Annotated in this window: 13 protein-coding genes; 9 read left to right on the forward strand and 4 right to left on the reverse strand. The window is 70.0% G+C overall.

What is annotated here, in order from left to right; all coding sequences use genetic code 11:
• The first annotated feature begins 7 nt into the window (after positions 1-7).
• The 6 genes from ACIWQI_RS14485 (at position 8) to ACIWQI_RS14510 (ending at position 6555) form a co-directional block, all read left to right on the forward strand.
• Positions 8-1273 carry a branched-chain amino acid ABC transporter permease gene (locus ACIWQI_RS14485; RefSeq protein WP_396658472.1) on the forward strand — a complete coding sequence of 422 codons (1266 nt, stop codon included), beginning with the start codon at positions 8-10 and terminating at the stop codon, positions 1271-1273.
• 10 nt (positions 1274-1283) lie between these two features.
• The gene (locus ACIWQI_RS14490) at positions 1284-2261 is read left to right on the forward strand and encodes a branched-chain amino acid ABC transporter permease (RefSeq protein WP_396658453.1); all 978 of its coding nucleotides are present in this window, start codon (positions 1284-1286) and stop codon (positions 2259-2261) included.
• Between the two features lie 46 nt (positions 2262-2307).
• Complete coding sequence (locus tag ACIWQI_RS14495; RefSeq protein ID WP_396658473.1) at positions 2308-3255, forward strand: ABC transporter ATP-binding protein; 948 nt, start codon at positions 2308-2310, stop codon at positions 3253-3255.
• Entirely contained in the window at positions 3252-4025 is a 774-nt protein-coding gene (locus ACIWQI_RS14500) for an ABC transporter ATP-binding protein (protein ID WP_396658454.1), read from the forward strand. Before ACIWQI_RS14495 ends, ACIWQI_RS14500 begins: the two co-directional genes overlap by 4 nt.
• Positions 4026-4031: 6 nt before the next feature.
• Positions 4032-4700: a VOC family protein gene (locus tag ACIWQI_RS14505; protein ID WP_396658455.1), complete on the forward strand. Its 669-nt coding sequence runs from the start codon at positions 4032-4034 to the stop codon at positions 4698-4700.
• A 157-nt stretch (positions 4701-4857) separates the two neighbouring features.
• The gene (locus ACIWQI_RS14510) at positions 4858-6555 is read left to right on the forward strand and encodes a sulfate adenylyltransferase (protein ID WP_396658457.1); all 1698 of its coding nucleotides are present in this window, start codon (positions 4858-4860) and stop codon (positions 6553-6555) included.
• On the opposite strand, the gene ACIWQI_RS14515 is transcribed toward ACIWQI_RS14510, so the two are convergent.
• On the reverse strand, positions 6528-7688 hold the full coding sequence (locus tag ACIWQI_RS14515) for a glycosyltransferase family 4 protein (RefSeq protein ID WP_396658458.1): 1161 nt from the start codon (positions 7686-7688) through the stop codon (positions 6528-6530). The genes ACIWQI_RS14510 and ACIWQI_RS14515 overlap by 28 nt on opposite strands.
• A 136-nt stretch (positions 7689-7824) precedes the next feature.
• Between ACIWQI_RS14515 and ACIWQI_RS14520 the strand changes: the two genes are divergently transcribed.
• Together ACIWQI_RS14520 and ACIWQI_RS14525 are read left to right on the forward strand one after the other, a co-directional pair.
• A complete protein-coding gene (locus ACIWQI_RS14520) occupies positions 7825-9915 on the forward strand; it encodes a glycogen debranching N-terminal domain-containing protein (RefSeq protein ID WP_396658460.1) in 2091 nt (696 codons plus the stop codon).
• A complete protein-coding gene (locus tag ACIWQI_RS14525; protein WP_396658461.1) occupies positions 9912-10259 on the forward strand; it encodes a MerR family transcriptional regulator in 348 nt (115 codons plus the stop codon). The genes ACIWQI_RS14520 and ACIWQI_RS14525 overlap by 4 nt, the downstream gene beginning before the upstream one ends.
• Positions 10260-10278: 19 nt before the next feature.
• On the opposite strand, the gene ACIWQI_RS14530 is transcribed toward ACIWQI_RS14525, so the two are convergent.
• The 3 genes from ACIWQI_RS14530 to ACIWQI_RS14540 are packed head-to-tail and all read right to left on the reverse strand — an operon-like array spanning position 10279 to position 12937.
• Entirely contained in the window at positions 10279-11409 is a 1131-nt protein-coding gene (locus ACIWQI_RS14530) for an epoxide hydrolase family protein (protein ID WP_396658463.1), read from the reverse strand.
• A complete protein-coding gene (locus ACIWQI_RS14535; protein ID WP_396658465.1) occupies positions 11406-12335 on the reverse strand; it encodes an NAD(P)-dependent oxidoreductase in 930 nt (309 codons plus the stop codon). Before ACIWQI_RS14535 ends, ACIWQI_RS14530 begins: the two co-directional genes overlap by 4 nt.
• A complete protein-coding gene (locus ACIWQI_RS14540; protein ID WP_396658467.1) occupies positions 12332-12937 on the reverse strand; it encodes a YitT family protein in 606 nt (201 codons plus the stop codon). Before ACIWQI_RS14540 ends, ACIWQI_RS14535 begins: the two co-directional genes overlap by 4 nt.
• 64 nt (positions 12938-13001) lie before the next feature.
• On the opposite strand from ACIWQI_RS14540, the gene ACIWQI_RS14545 reads away from it, so the two are divergent.
• A complete protein-coding gene (locus ACIWQI_RS14545; protein WP_396658469.1) occupies positions 13002-14411 on the forward strand; it encodes a PLP-dependent aminotransferase family protein in 1410 nt (469 codons plus the stop codon).
• Positions 14412-14654: the final 243 nt, after the last annotated feature.

Below are 14654 nucleotides of genomic sequence, written 5' to 3' on the forward strand. Positions count from 1 at the left end.
CGTGGCGATGCTGTTCACCGCATCGCCTGCGCAGGCCGCGCCGGGCGATGACCAGGAGCAGACGCCGTATTACTTCGGCGGCGTCATCACGTTCGAAGGCGAGCCCGTCGCCGGGGTGACGATGTCGATCGAGGGGAACGGCTTCAACGCCGAGACCGAGACGGATGCCGAGGGCCGCTGGCGCCTGTACGTCCCCGAGAAGGAGGAGTACGTCCTCACCGTCGACGAGAACACGCTCCCCGACGGGGTGATCGTCGACCCCGAGCAGCTGCCCGAGGGCATCGCTCCGCGCAGCGGCACCACCGCCTCCTTCGACGTCGAGTTCGGGCTCACCGGATCGAAGATCGTCAACCTCTTCCTCGGCGAGGGCGAACGGGTGACGACCTCGTTCTTCGACCAGTTCGTCGAACGGCTCATCAACGGCTTGAACTTCGGACTGCTGCTGGCACTGGCCTCGATCGGACTGTCGCTGATCTACGGCACGACCGGGCTCACGAACTTCGCGCACGCCGAGCTGGTGACCTTCGGCGCGGTCGCCGCGCTGGTGTTCGCCTTGCCGCTGTCGATGCCGATGTGGCTCGCCGTGCCGCTGTCGGTCATCGCCGGCATGCTGGTCGGCTATCTCCTCGATCTGGTGATGTGGAGACCCTTGAAACGAAAAGGCCTGGGCATCATCCAGCTGATGATCGTCACCATCGGGCTCTCGCTGGCGCTGCGCTACACGTTCCAGTTCTTCATGGGCGGCAACACGGTGCAGCTGCCGGGCGCAGGGTCCCCCAAGATCCCGCTGTTCGGCGCGGTGTCGCTGTCGCCGGTGGCGATGATCTCGATGGCGATCAGCGTCGTCGTGATCGTCGCGGTGGCCCTCTGGCTCCTCTACTCGCGGATGGGCAAGGCCACGCGGGCGATCTCGGACAATCCCGAGCTCGCATCGGCCTCCGGCATCAACGTCGAGCGGGTCGTGCGGGTGGTGTGGATGCTGTCAGCCGCCCTGGCGGCACTGGCCGGCATCCTCTGGGGCTACTTCCGCCCCGGGGTGCGCTGGGACATGGGGGTGCACATCCTGCTGCTGATCTTCGCCGCCGTCATCCTCGGCGGCCTCGGCACCGCCTTCGGCGCCCTGATCGGCGCGATCATCGTCGGCGTGCTGGTCGAGGTGTCGAGCCTGTGGATCGCGGCCGACCTGAAGTACGTGGGCGCCCTGGCCGTGCTCATCATCGTCCTGCTCATCAGACCCCAGGGCATCCTGGGCCGACGCGAGCGAATCGGCTGAGGGAGGCGACATGGACTGGGGTGGAATCTTCAACAACGCCGCGGGCTGGATCATCAGCCCGACGACCATCGCCTACGCGCTCGCCGCGACGGGCCTGGCCGTGCACTTCGGGTATGCGGGCCTGCTGAACTTCGGTGTCGCCGGCTTCATGGCCATCGGCGCCTACAGCTACGCGATCTCGATCCTCTCGTTCGGCCTCCCGTGGTGGGTCGGAATCCTCATCGGCATGGTCGGAGCGACCGTCTTCGCGCTGATCCTCGGCATCCCGACCCTGCGTCTGCGTGCCGACTATCTCGCGATCGTGACCATCGCCGCCGCCGAGATCGTGCGGCTGCTGTTCACCTCGACGGTGTTCGACGAGTGGACGAACTCGGCCGACGGCCTGGGCGGCTACCACGCGGGCTTCCGCGAGGCCAACCCGCTGCCGCCCGGCGAGTACGGGTTCGGGCCGTGGGTGTACTCGTCCGACGGCTGGTGGGTGCGCCTGTTCGGGCTGATCCTGCTGGCGATCGCCGTGTTCATCGTCTGGGCGGTCATGCGCAGCCCGTGGGGGCGCGTGCTCAAGGGCATCCGCGAAGACGAGGATGCGGTGCGGTCGCTGGGCAAGAACGTGTTCAGCTACAAGATGCAGGCACTGGTGCTGGGCGGCATCTTCGGCGGGTTCGGCGGCGTCGTGCTCGCCCTGCCGTCGGCGGTCGTCCCCGCGACCTACATGACGAGCCTCACGTTCTACATCTGGACGATCCTGCTGCTGGGCGGTGCGGCGACCGTGTTCGGCCCGGCGGTGGGCGCGCTGATCTTCTGGGTGGTGATGGCGCTGCTGGACGGCATCCTCCCGGGCCTGGCGGCCGCCGGCATCCTGCCCATCAGCGCGATCCAGGCCGGTGTGCTGCGCTATGTCTTCGTCGGCATCGCGCTCATGCTGCTGGTGATCTTCCGCCCGCAGGGCATCTTCGGAAACAAGAGGGAGCTGACCTTTGTCAAGTAACGAGACCCCTCCCACGACCGGCGGCGTGCCCACCACGACCGGCAGTGTGCGTCGCCCGAAGTCGACAGGCCTGGCCAAGGGCGACCCCACCCCGGGCGTCGCGAAGGTGGATCCGATCCTCGTCGCCGACAACGTGACCCGCCGGTTCGGCGGTCTCACCGCGGTGGATGTCGACCACCTCGAGATCCCGCGCAACGCGATCACCGCCCTCATCGGCCCCAACGGCGCCGGCAAGACGACGCTGTTCAACCTGCTGTGCGGGTTCGACAAGCCCAACTCGGGCACCTGGTCGTTCGACGGCACGCAGCTGGCCGGCATCCCCTCCTTCAAGGTCGCCCGCATGGGCCAGGTGCGCACGTTCCAGCTCACCAAGGCCCTGTCGCTGCTGACGGTGCTCGAGAACATGAAGCTCGGCGCGACCGGCCAGGTCGGCGAGAAGTTCTGGGCGAGCATGCTTCCGTTCCTGTGGCGCAAGCAGGACGACGAGATCGAGGAGAAGGCGCGCGGGCTGCTCGAGCGGTTCAAGCTCGACACGAAGGCCGACGACTACGCGGCATCCCTCTCCGGAGGTCAGCGCAAGCTGCTCGAGATGGCCCGCGCCCTGATGAGCGACCCGACCCTGGTCATGCTCGACGAGCCGATGGCCGGTGTGAACCCGGCGCTGACCGAGTCGCTGCTGGACCACATCCTCGACCTGAAGGACCTCGGGATGACCGTCCTGTTCGTCGAGCACGACATGCACATGGTCCGCCACATCGCCGACTGGGTGGTCGTCATGGCCGAGGGCCGGATCGTCGCCGAGGGTCCGCCCGAGGTCGTCATGCAGGACCAGTCGGTGATCGACGCGTACCTGGGCAGCCACCAGGACGTCGACCTCGGTGTGGTCACCGGGCGCATCGCCGGCGAGCTGGACACCTCCGCGATGGAGCTGCTCGAAGAGATCAGAGAGGTGGAGGCCGAGTCGATCGCCGAGGCCGAGGAGGAGAACAAGTGAACGACACCGCAACGGGCACCGTCCCGGCCGAGGAGGCCGCCAAGACCGACCGGGTCGTCGTCAACGTCACCGACCTCATCGCCGGCTACCTGCCGGGCATCAACATCATCAACGGCGCGAACCTCGTCGCCCACAAGGGCGAGCTGATCGGCATCATCGGCCCCAACGGCGCCGGCAAGTCGACGCTCCTGAAGGCCATCTTCGGCCTGGTGAAGGTGCGCGGCGGCGACATCACCGTCAACGGCGAGAGCATCGTCGGGCTCAAGTCCGACAAGCTCGTCGCCCGCGGCGTCGGCTTCGTGCCGCAGACCAACAACGTGTTCCCCTCGCTCACCATCGAGGAGAACCTGCAGATGGGCCTCTACCAGCGCCCGAAGGCGTACGCGGAGCGGCTGGAGTTCGTCACCGGGATCTTCGAGGAGCTCGGCAAGCGCCTCAAGCAGCGCGCCGGGTCGCTGTCCGGCGGTGAGCGGCAGATGGTCGCAATGTCCCGCGCCCTCATGATGGACCCGGCGGTGCTCCTGCTCGACGAGCCCAGCGCCGGTCTGTCGCCGGTCCGCCAGGACGACGCGTTCATCCGCGTCTCCGACATCAACAAGGCGGGCGTGACCACGATCATGGTCGAGCAGAACGCGCGTCGCTGCCTGCAGATCTGCGATCGCGGCTATGTCCTCGACCAGGGCCGGGATGCCTACCACGGCACCGGCCGCGAGCTGCTCAACGATCCGAAGGTGATCGGCCTGTACCTGGGGTCGCTCGGTCAGGACTGAGATCCCATGCACATGTCGGCAGGCGGACCGGACTCGCTCACTTCCGCGGAGTTCCGCCGGGCGCCCGGCGTCTCCGACTGGCGGGTGACGGGCACCGGCCCGCAGGCCGTCTTCACCGCGGGATCGCTGCCGCAGGCCGCGGCCCTCGTCGCACCGACCGTGGCGGCGGCGGACCACTTCGGCGTCGCCCCCGATATCGACGTGCGTCCGGAAGGAGTGGTCGTGCGCATCCCGTACGGCGACGACGACGGCATCCCCGCGGCCGCCGCCGAGTTCGCCGCTGCCGTGTCGCAGGCGGCCGACGAAGCGGGATTGACACCCGACCCGTCGCTCGTGCAGTCGGTCGGGATCTACGTGGCCCAGCACTCGCAGACAGATGCCCGGCCGTTCTTCCTCGCCGCGCTGGGCTACGACCCGCTCGGCGACACGGACGCGGTCGACCCGCTGCGCGGCGGGCCGCGACTGGCCTTCAACCCCATCACCGGGGACGTCGCGGGCAGAGGCCGCACCCACTTCGACGTCTACGTGCCCGCCGACCAGGCGCAGGCGCGCGTGGATGCCGCGGTCGCCGCCGGGGGGCGCCTCGTCGACGACTCGCACGCGCCGTCCTGGTGGTCGCTGGCCTCGCCCGACAACCACGGCGTCGACATCGCTGCCTGGCCGGACGCCGGCTGACACACCGCTGCACCCAGGGTCGCCGCGGTCGGTCTCGTCCGTGCGACCCCCGGCTGCGACGGGCGGACACGCCTCGGCGGCGGTGTCGCCCGCCGGATGTGTTTCGCTGATATGTTCGCGCGAATGGGTTGGGAGACCATTCGAGGAGGCTGCAGCAGTGAAGTTCGACACCTACCCGCAGAAGCCGCACGGCGGACAGTTGGTGGATCAGGTGGTGCCGGAGTCCCAGCGGGCCGCGGAGATCGAGCGCGCACGCTCTCTGCCCACGATCCGCATCGATCTCGAGGCGGCGATCACCATCGAGATGATCGCCACCGGCGTGCTCTCGCCGCTGCGCGGCTTCATGACGCAGGCTGACTACATCTCGGTGCTCGAAGACAGCCGCCTGGCGGACGGCACCGTGTGGCCGGTGCCCTTGAGCTTCGCCCCCAGCGGCGCCAGGAACGCCGAGATCGTCCGATCGCTGAGCATCGGCGATGAGGTGGCGCTCGCCGACGCCGACGGCGAGCCTGTGGCCATCCTGACGCTCGACGACATCTTCGACTACGACAAGGAGCATCGCGCACGGAAGATCTTCGGCACCGACGACCGCAGTCATCCCGGCGTCGATTCGATCCACCGGCGCATGGGGGATGTCGCCCTCGGCGGGCCGCTGCGGCTCCTGCAGCGCGTGGACTGGGGTCCGTTCGAGGCGCTGCGCCTGGAGCCCAAGGACACCTGGCGGATGTTCTACGACGAGAAGGGCTTCCGCTCGGTCGCGGGCTTCATCACCGGTGCGAACCCGCTGCACCGCGGTCACGAGTACATCCACCGCAACGCCCTCGAAGAGGTCGACGGCCTCCTGCTGCAGCCGCTGGTCGAGATGGCCAAGCGCGAGTACGTGCGCCACGAGTACCGCGTGCTCGCCTACCGCAATGTGCTCGACGAGTACTACCCGAAGGACCGGGCGATGCTCTCGCCGCTGCGGGTGACGTACATCTTCGCGGGGCCGCGCGAGACGGTGCTGCACGCGCTCGTGATGAAGAACTACGGCTGCACCCACGCCCTGATCGGCCGCGACCACGCCGGCATCGGCGACTTCTACGACAAGTACGCGAGCCACAGCATCTTCGACGAGTTCTCCCCCGACGAGCTCGGCATTCAGGTCCGGCTCTTCCACGAGGTGTTCTACTGCACCCGCTGCGCGAGCCACGCCACGAGCGAGACGTGTCCGCACGGCGTCCGGCACCGCCTCCAGATCTCCGGCACCGGCATCCGTGAGATGCTGCGCCACGGCATCGTGCCGCCGAAGGAGGTCATCCGGCCGGAGTCCGCCTTCGCCGCGATGCAGGGGGTGCAGCCCAAGGGCGTCGACGAGCGGGGCGAGGCTGTCAGCGCCGTCGGCCGCACCGTGACGAGCATCTTCCCGTACTACGCCGAGTACGAGCGGCTCGGCGGGCTGCGCAGGCGCGAGCCTCTCGCGGCGAGCGACCTCACCTCGGCCGACCTGGTCGGCGCAGCGCGGGACGCCCGCGACAACGCCGGCCGAATCTACGGCGACGTGTACGCGGAGGTGACCGCCGTCATCGAGCACAACCGGCGCGGGCAGTCCCCGTGGATCGACGAGGCGCGTGAGAGCCTGCGCACCCAGCAGGAGCTCATCGTCGGCAACCTGCACGAGAAGCTCGAGCGCTCCGCGGAGGAGGCGTCCGACGAGTTCATGTACCAGAACCGCGCCGAGGTCGAGCGCGAGGTCGCCGCCGCGGAGACGCTGCTGGAGCACCTGCCCGAGCCCTTCGACGCGGCCGTGGCAGACAAGCTCACCGGGAACCCGCTGCCGTATCGCCGCTACCGCGGCGACGACGCCCCGGAGTGACGCGTGACGGCAGCCTCCGACCGGCGGGTGAGATCGCGGATGCTGGCGGTGCCTTCGACCAGCATCCGATACACCCGCTCGTAGCGGGCGGCCATCACGGGGATGTCGAACAGCTCCTCGGCGCGGCGCCGCGCTGCCGCAGGATCGAGCAGCCGCGCGCGGTCGATCGCGGCCGGCACCTCGTCGAGGTCGTCGACGACGATGCCGGTGACCTCGTCCTCGACGACCTCCGGCACGCTGCCGCGCCTGGTGGCGACGACGGGAGTGCCGCACGCCATCGCCTCGATCATCACCATGCCGAACGGCTCGTCCCACTGGATCGGGAACACCAGGGCCTGGGCGCCGGCGAGCAGCTCACGCTTGAGCGCGGCATCCGCTTCGCCCACGTATTCCGCGTCCGGGCCCAGCAGCGGCGCGACCCGGGCGTCGAAGTACTCTCGCTCCGGCGCTTCGTTGAGCTTGCCGGCGAGCACGATGCGTCGGCCGGCGGCGCGGGCAGCCCTGATCGCCTCGTCCGGCGCCTTCTGCCCGCTGAATCGCCCGAGCCACAGCACATAGTCGTCCTTGTCGGCCCGATACGGGAACGACGGCACATCGATCGCGTTGTGGACCGTGCCGACCCAGTTCAGCCGCGGGTTGATGCGCCGCTGGGCGTCGGAGATGGCGACGACGTCCACGCTCGATCCGAGCCGCTCGTAGAAGTCTCCGTTGTCCCCGTCGACCGGTCCGTGCATCGTGACGACGGTCGGCTGCTTCCGGCTGCGAGCCAGGAGCGGACCGGCCAGCGTGTGGTCGTGCACGATGTCGAACTCCGCGCCGGCGAGCACCCGCGCCGTCTGCGCGGCGTTGATCACCTCGGGCAGCGGATCGCCGAGCCGCTCGGTCGGGGTCACCGGGTACACCCGGTGGTAGCGCTGCGCCTTCGTACGGTGCGCCCCCGACGCGACGAGCGTGACCCGGTGGCCGCGATCGACGAGCCCGTCCACCAGCGAGGCGACGACCGCCTCCGTGCCGCCGTACCCGCGCGGAGGCAGCTCGAACCACGGCGGCGCCACCATGGCGATCCGAAGCGGCGCGGAGCCGTCTGCAGGGGTGGCCTCGGAACGAGTGGGGGTGGTGGTGCTCAGCGACATGGAACCTCCTCGGGATCTCGACGACCGGAACGCGGCCCTGCGCCCTTGGAGGAGCCAAACCTACGACAGCAATGGTAGATTAGAAGCGCGTTCAGATACAAGAAAGATAGAACAGGCCAACCATGAAGGTGAGCCCGTGAAGCAGCCGAGTCACGACGTGATCAGCGTGGCCCAAGCAACGGTCACGCTCGTCGAGGGTGCGTCGTTCTGTGTCAGCGATGTGTCCGGCGACATCGAGACCGGCCGCGCACAAGGCCTGTTCGTCCAGGACACCCGCATCCTCTCGACCTGGCTGCTGCTGGTCGACGGCCGCCCCGTCGAGCCGCTCGCGGCGAAGCGTCTCGAGCCCTTCGAAGCGGAGTTCGTCGGCCGGGCCGGGGTCCGTCCGGGCAATGTCGAGCCCACGGTGGTCGTCGAGCGCCGCCGCTACGTGGGTGCCGGCATGCGCGAGGACATCACCCTGCGCAACTTCGGCGCGGAACCGGCGGGCATCGAGGTGCGCCTGGTCGTGGACTGCGACTTCGCCGACCTGTTCGAGGTCAAGGAGAACCGGCCGATCACCGGGCGTCTCGTCGACCGCCGGGCCGTCGGCGGCGACCTGGTGATCTCCACCGAGCACGGCGACGGTCGCGGCATCCGGGTCAGCGCGCCCGACGGCGTCGCCGGCGAGCAGGGCCTGCGGTTCACGACCGTCGTGCCGCCCGGCGGCACGTGGACGACCCGGGTGGAGGTGGTCGCCAGCGTCCAGGGCGCCGAGCTCGCGGCGCCGTTCCCCCTGCACGAGGAGGTCGAGCACACCGCTCCCGCGCGGCGCATGCGCGGGTGGCGGGAATCCATCCCCGCGATCACGGTCGAAGATCCCGCACTCGCGCGGGCGATCGCACGCAGCGAGGAAGACCTCGGCGCGCTGCGGATCGTCGACCCCCGGCATCCGGACGACGATGTCGTGGCCGCAGGCGCACCCTGGTTCATGGCCCTCTTCGGCCGCGACTCGCTCCTGACCGGATGGATGACGCTGCCGTTCTCGCCGGACCTGGCGATGGGGACGCTCCGCACGCTGGCGCGCATGCAGGGCCGTCGCGTCGACGATCTGAGCGAGGAGGAGCCGGGGCGCATCCTGCATGAGGTGCGCCGCGGCGCCGACCTGTCCCACGCCCTGGGCGGCCACAGCGTCTACTACGGCTCGATCGATTCCACCCCGCTGTTCCTCATGCTGCTGGGGCGTGCGCTGCGATGGGGCGTGCCCTGGAGCGAGATCGAGCCGCTCGTTCCGGCCGCCGAGGCGGCGGCTCGCTGGATCGTGGAGCACGGTGACCGCGACGGCGACGGGTTCGTCGAGTATCAGCGCCGATCCGACCGCGGACTGGTGAATCAGGGCTGGAAGGACAGCGAGGATTCCATCGCCTTCGCCGACGGCACCGCCGCCCGCGGCCCGATCGCACTGGCCGAAGTGCAGGGCTACAGCTATGCGGCGATGCTGGCGATGGCCGATCTCGATGAGCGCCGAGGCCGCATCGACTCCGCGCAGCGCTGGCGAGCGCGCGCCGACCGATTGCGCGCACGGTTCCATGAGGCCTTCTGGATGCCCGAGCACGGCTTCTATGCGCTCGCGCTGGACGGCGACAAGCGACAGGTCGACGCGATCGCCTCGAACGCCGGTCACTGCCTGTGGACCGGGATCGTCGCCGAGGAGGTGGCCGGGCAGGTGGCAGATCGCCTGCTGAGCCCCGAGATGTTCAGCGGGTTCGGGGTGCGCACCTTGGGCACGACCAACGCCCGCTTCAACCCGGTCAGCTACCACAACGGATCGATCTGGCCCCACGATTCCGCGCTCACCGCGGCAGGCCTGGCGCGATACGGCTTCGCCGAGCATGCCCAGCGCGTCAGCGACGGGCTGCTCGACGCCGCCACCGCGTTCGACGGTCGGCTGCCGGAGCTGTTCTGCGGCTTCGATCGCAGCGAGCGGCAGGTGCCGGTGCCGTATCCCACGTCGTGCTCACCACAGGCGTGGGCGGCGGCGGTCCCCTTCGAACTGCTGCGGATCGCTCTGGCGCTGGAGCCCTCGCACGGGCGACTGGATGTCGGAGCGACCCCGCAGCGGGTCGGAACCGTGTCGATCGACAAGCTGCCGTTCGACACGCGCTCGCACAGTGTGCGCGCCGACCGCAGCAGTGGGACAGTGACATCTGAGCTCACACCGCCTGCGCAGCGAGAGGACGACGGATGACCAGCGGCATCGCGGACGGGTCGGCCACACCGGGCGGGCCCGTCACCGGCTCCGACACTCCCTTCTACACGATCGGGCAGGTCGCCGAGCTGCTGGATGTGCCGGTGGCGCAGCTGCGCCGTCTGGACGACCTGGAGGTCGTCCAGCCCGGACGCTCCGGCGGCAACCAGCGCCGGTACAGCCAGAATCAGATCGAGCAGGCCCGCGAGGTGATCGAGCTCGCCGACCAGGGCGTCACCCTGGCCGGGGTGCGCCGGATTCTCGAACTGCGCCGACGGGTCGAGAAGCTCGAGCGCGAGGTCGCCGAACTGCGCGCGGCGAATCGCGACGCCCAGACCGGCTGACCTGTCCGCGTGACCGTCGTCAGCTGATCCCCGCGAAGAACTCCCTGACGTCGTCCGCGTAGAGGACGGGCTCCTCGAGGGCGCCGAAGTGCCCCCCGCGCGGCATCCGGGTGTGGTGGACGAGCCGGTAATGCGGTTCGATCCAGCGCCGGACGGTGGGGTTGATCTCGTGGGGGAAGGCGGCGACCCCGGCGGGCGGCTCCGGCGGCGGGTGGATGCGGCCTTCCGGATCGGTGCGGGACTCGTAGTAGATCGCGGCCGACGACGCCACCGATCGGGGCGCCCAATAGAACATGAGGTTCGTGATGAGATCGTCCGGGTCGAATCCGTCGAGGCCGCGGTCGCTCCAGTCGTGGAACTTCTCGAGGATCCATGCGGCCAGCCCCGCCGGGGAGTCGGTCTGTGCGAGCGCGAGGGACTGCGGCTTGGTCGACTGGATGCCGGAGTAGCCCCGCCCGATCGCGTCGAACGCATCGAGGCGCTCCAGCTGGGCCCGCTCGTGCTCATCAGGGCCCGCACCCCACCACTCCTGGCGATGCCCGCCCAGCAGCGGCAGCTGGGTGTGGAAGCCGAGCACGGCATCCGGGTTCAGCTGCGCCTGGCGCGACGCGATGATCGCACCCCAGTCCCCGCCGGCGATCCCGTAGCGGTCGTGCCCGAGCACCTCCGTCATGAGGGTGTGGAACGCACGCGCGATCCGCGTCACGCCCCACCCGGGCTCGGCCGGCTTGCCGCCGAACCCGAAGCCGGGAAGGCTCGGCATCACCAGATCGAACGCCGGGCCGCCGCCTGTCGGATCGGTCAGCAGCGGGATCACGTACCGGAATTCGACGATCGATCCGGGCCAGCCGTGGATGAGCAGCAGCGGGATCGCGCCCGGTCGCTGCGAGCCGGCGCGGAACACGTGGAGGTCTACGCCGTCGACGGTCACCAGCGCTGGATCGAGGGCATTCAGCTCGCGCTCGCGCACGCGCCAGTCGTACTCGTCCGCCCAGATCCGGCAGATCCCGCGGACGGCGTCCAGGTCGGCACCCGCCTCCCAGGGCGGTGCGGGCAGGGGTGCGGGCCAGCGGGTGCGGTGCAGCCGATCGCGCAGATCGGACAGCTCTGCGTCGGGCACATCGATCGGCGCCGGGCGCAGACCGCTCATGCAGCAGTTCCCTTCGCTGCGGCGACATCCGCAGAGCCGCGGCCGCGGTCCCCGATCGCGCCGATGACGGCGATCATATCGGCATCCCCGTCTCCGCGTGCGACGGCGTCACGGTACAGGTCGCGGCACACATCGAGCAGGGGACTGGCGGCGCCGGTGCGGCGCGCGTCCTCGACGATGAGGTCGGCGTTCATGAGCACGTCGCGGATCGCCGCCTGCGGCGTGAGGTCGTCGCCGAGGAGCTTCTCGGCCTTGATGCGCGAGATGGGCGACGCCATCTGGCTCGCATCCAGCACCTGCCGCAGCACCTCCAGGTCGACGCCTCGATGCCGCCCGATATGAAAGGCCTCGGCGAGACCCGTGACCGTGGCGATGAGGAACGTGTTGGCGGCGAGCTTCATCGTCGTCGCGCTCGGCACCTCGCCGCACTCGACGATCCTCGCGCACGCCGGCGCCAGCAGCGGCGTGACCTCCGCGACGGCCGCAGGCTCACCGGCGACCATCGCGACGAGCTGACCCTGCTCGGCGGGGATGCGGGAGCCCGACACCGGCGCTTCGACGAAGTATCCACCTGCCTCTCGCACCCGCGCGCCGAGCAGCCTCGAGTACTCGGGCGAGACCGTCCCCAGGTTCACGATCGTGGAGCCGGCCGCCAGCCACGGGAACGCCGCCGCCTGCGGGTGCAGCAGGTCGTCGACCACCCGCTCGTCGCGGAGCATGACGAAGATGATCCGCGCAGACCGGAGCACCTCCTGCGGACTGTCGGCGACGCGAGCCCCCGCCGCCGCCAGGTCGGCGGATGCCGCGGCGGAGCGATTCCAGACGCGGAGGGGGATGCCGGCCCCGGCCAGGCGCAGGGCGATCGGCCTTCCCATCACGCCCAGGCCGATGAACCCGACCGGCCACCCGGACTGCGGGGCGATCACGCGGGCACCTCCACGGGGTGGCGCATCGAGAGCCACCGGAGCGCGACCTGCACGAGCGGCCCGATCAGCAGGGCGAAGGCGATCGTGCCGATGCCGAGGTTGCCGCCCAGGAGCCACCCGACCAGGACGACCGAGACCTCGAGCAGGGTGCGGACGACGCCGATCGGCCACCCGGTGCGCTGGTGCAGCCCGGTCATCAGGCCATCCCGCGGACCCGGACCGAGGTGCACGCCGATGTAGAGTCCCGAGGCGATCGCGATCGCCAGGATGCCGCCGGCCAGCAGCAGCACGCGCGCCCAGAGCGGATACCCCGTCGGCAGGATCCACAGCGACACCTGGACGGCGACCGGGATGATGAGCAGGTTCGCGACGGTGCCCGCACCGGGGCGCTGCCGCAGCGGAATCCACAGGGCGAACACGACGATGCTCACGAGGAACGTGATGAGCCCGAAATCCAGTCCGGTGACGTTCATGAGCCCCTGGGTGAGCACGTCCCAGGGCGAGACGCCCAGTTCGGCGCGCACCATGAGCGCCATGCCCACGCCGTACAGCACCAGGCCCAGGACGAGACGGACGGACTTCGCCGGAGTCAACTTCCACACAGAGCAATCCAATCGCAAAGTGGCTCGTGCTTAACCAGGCCACTCGCGATATTGTGGCCTGGTGATGACCCTCACAGCTCGTACATTGGCCCGCCGCCTCCAGGAGTGGCGGGGAACCGGCCATGCCTATCTGGCGCTCGCGAACCGGATCGGTCTGCTCATCACCGACGGCGGCATCTCGCCGGGCACGCGCCTGCCGGCCGAGCGCGAGCTCGCCGCGGTGCTCGGGGTCAGCCGCTCGACGGTCGCCGCCGCCTATCAGGAGCTGCGCAGCGGCGATCTCATCGAGTCGACCCGGGGGTCGGGAAGCGTGGCGCGACTGCCGCGGCGCGCCATCCCGCGCCCTGACCCCTTCGGCGCGGAGCTCGACCTGAGCAAGGCCGCCATGCCCGCCCTCTCCCGGCTGCCGGAGGCGTACCGGGCGGCGGCCGATGCCCTCCCCGAAGCGCTCGAGGACCCCGGCTTCGATCCCATCGGTCGCCTCGACCTGCGCACGGCGATCGCCGACCGGTACACGCACCGCGGTCTTGAGACGAGCCCAGACCAGATCATGGTGACGATCGGCGCCCAGCACGCCATCTCGCTCATCGCCCGCACGCTGCTGCACCGCGGCGACCGGGTGCTCATCGAGAACCCCACCTACTCCCACGCGATCGACGCGTTCAGCGAGGTCGGGGCGCGCATGATCGGCGTCGCGGTCGACGCGACCGACGGGTGGGACGAACTCGCCCTGGAGCAGGTGATCGGGCGCGGCACTCCGGCCCTCGCCTACCTCATGCCGGCCAACCACAACCCCACCGGCCAGTCGATGCCGACGCTCCTGCTGGAGCGGACGCTGGCCGATGCCGCGACCCACGGCACCCTGGTGGTCGTCGACGAGACGATGGCCGAGCTGACCCTCGACGGCCCCAACCCCCTGCCGGCGGCCGTCTTCGGTCCGGCGATCATGCTCGGGTCCGTCGGCAAGACGCTCTGGGGCGGCATCCGCGTCGGCTGGATCCGCGCCGAGGCGCCGGTCATCCACACCCTCGTGCGCGCCCGGTTCGCCGGCGACCTCGGGACTCCCGTGCTCGAGCAGCTCGTCGTGCGCGAGCTGCTCCCCCATTTCGACGACATCCTCGACGAGCGCATCCAGTGGCTGCGCGCCGGCCGGGCGCACCTGCTCGACCGGCTGGCCCGCGACTTCCCCCAGTGGCAGGTCCCCCCACCGCACGGCGGCCTCACCACCTGGGTGGGCCTGGGCGCGCCGGTCAGCACGCAGCTGGTCATCGCGGCGCGCAGCCGCGGGCTCACGATCACCGCCGGGCCGCGATTCTCGATGGACGGTGCGTTCGACCGGTTCCTGCGGATCCCTTACTCGAACCCGATCGGCCACACCGATGCCGCCCTCGATGTCCTGGGCGAGGTCTGGGACGCCGTGACCGCCCGCCCGGGGGCGGTGGCTGCCGTGGACGAGCTCGCGGCGGTGGTGTAGCCCCGACCGAGCCGGTGCGAACCGCCTGGCTATGGTCGTGGATATGGATCGGACCCTGCCACGGCCCGGGCGACGACTCCGATCCTCTCCGAAGTGCCGCCGCGCTGCTGGACGCCGTCACGACGCGGGCTCAGCAGGAGCCCATCCTGATCGTCGTGGATGATGCGCAGTGGCTCGATCGTCTCAGCCAGTCAGCAGTGGCAGCTCGTCGCGAAGGGAGTGATCGTGCTGCTGGCGGTGTCG

It is taken from the genome of Microbacterium sp. (assembly GCF_044508325.1).
GTDB lineage: Bacteria > Actinomycetota > Actinomycetes > Actinomycetales > Microbacteriaceae > Microbacterium.

Coding starts and splice junctions, on each gene's coding strand:
- ACIWQI_RS14485 (WP_396658472.1), top strand. CDS start 8: ATGCTGTTCACCGCATCGCCTGCGCAGGCCGCGCCGGGCGATGACCAG.
- ACIWQI_RS14490 (WP_396658453.1), top strand. CDS start 1,284: ATGGACTGGGGTGGAATCTTCAACAACGCCGCGGGCTGGATCATCAGC.
- ACIWQI_RS14505 (WP_396658455.1), top strand. CDS start 4,032: ATGCACATGTCGGCAGGCGGACCGGACTCGCTCACTTCCGCGGAGTTC.
- ACIWQI_RS14515 (WP_396658458.1), bottom strand. CDS start 7,688: ATGTCGCTGAGCACCACCACCCCCACTCGTTCCGAGGCCACCCCTGCA.
- ACIWQI_RS14525 (WP_396658461.1), top strand. CDS start 9,912: ATGACCAGCGGCATCGCGGACGGGTCGGCCACACCGGGCGGGCCCGTC.
- ACIWQI_RS14530 (WP_396658463.1), bottom strand. CDS start 11,409: ATGAGCGGTCTGCGCCCGGCGCCGATCGATGTGCCCGACGCAGAGCTG.
- ACIWQI_RS14545 (WP_396658469.1), top strand. CDS start 13,002: ATGACCCTCACAGCTCGTACATTGGCCCGCCGCCTCCAGGAGTGGCGG.